2 protein-coding genes are annotated in these 1,220 nt (G+C 43.2%); one reads left to right on the top strand and one right to left on the bottom strand.

The genetic code is table 11. From position 1 onward, the window contains the following. On the bottom strand, nucleotides 1–223 hold a 223-nt coding region (locus KIV40_RS31375), incomplete at its 3' end, for a molybdopterin-binding protein (protein ID WP_285353211.1). Nucleotides 224–433: 210 nt separating this feature from the next. On the opposite strand from KIV40_RS31375, the gene KIV40_RS31370 reads away from it, so the two are divergent. Continuing rightward, nucleotides 434–1,220 (top strand): DUF3943 domain-containing protein (locus KIV40_RS31370; RefSeq protein ID WP_285353209.1); only part of this gene is annotated, 787 nt, incomplete at its 3' end.

The raw sequence follows: 1,220 nt of genomic DNA, 5'->3' as shown, positions 1-1,220 counted from the left end.
CCGTCGGTGGCCCTAATCCACCATTAACGATGACCACATCGTAGTTAAAACTCAACATCAAAAGCTCTTCCACCAGCGCACCCATTTGGTCACCGACAGTGGAACGTTTTGCCAATGCAAAGCCATGTTGATAGAACTCAGCGGACATCCAAGCGGCATTCGTGTCTACAATGTCTCCGTGAAGAACTTCTTCACCTGTACTTAACATTGCGATTTTGGTCATATTTTTATCCCTTGCTGTCATATTAAGACGCTGCATTATTTGTAAAGTGGTCTATCTTCAATGTTTAGGCATTTAAGTCATTTCACAAGTATTAATGATGTGAAATTTCAGATTATCTTTGAGAAAGCACGCAATTATTAGTTCCAAAAATCAGGCAATTAATAGATAATTGTGACTTCGCTCAACTTATCATTTTTCATGGAGACCCTTGTGGCCAAATCCCCGTTATTAGCAAAGGTTACTGCTGCATTTTCAATACTAATGTCAGCTAACTCGGTTGCAAGCCAATACGATTTCGACCAACCATTCAACCTTTCATATTCGGATGATTGTACTCAAGAGTACTGCGTAAACGAAAACTTGTACACTTACAAGCCTAGTACCAATTACGCACTGAGCGAATCAAGTGAAGAGTACGATTTCTCCATCCAACAACCAAAGCACTTCTTGGTAAGCGAAGAGAAAGACTGGGATTACTTAATGGGTCAAACTTATACCATTCTGGGTCTTAGTGTTGCGACTGTTGGATTGATGACATTCCTTCCTGAATCCATCACCAAATGGGATGACGACCAACGTGACTTAAGTAAGCTTGGTCAAAAGTGGAAAGACAATGTCTCTGAAGGCCCTGTATGGGACCGAGATGAGCACTTCCTAAACTATGTGATGCACACTTACTTTGGCGGTGTTTACTACACTGCAGCTCGTCACGCGGGCTACAACGAGTTTGAATCTTTCGTGTATTCTTGGACCATGTCGGCCTTCTTCTGGGAATACGGCGTTGAAGCATTTGCTGAAGTACCGTCTTGGCAAGACTTGTTCATCACACCATTCTTCGGCGCGGTTGTTGGTGAAATGATGCTAGAAGCCGAACAAGACATCCTAATGTCTGGTGGTGAAGTGATGGGTTCACAAACCATGGGTGATGTTTTTCTGTTCTTCTTAAACCCTGTCGGCCATATCCACTACTGGGTGAGCGATGCTTGGGGTGGTGATG

The sequence above is a fragment of the Vibrio sp. D173a genome (assembly GCF_030248475.1).
Note: the sequence above shows the minus strand (reverse complement) of the source record. Positions and strands in the feature narration are given on the sequence as shown.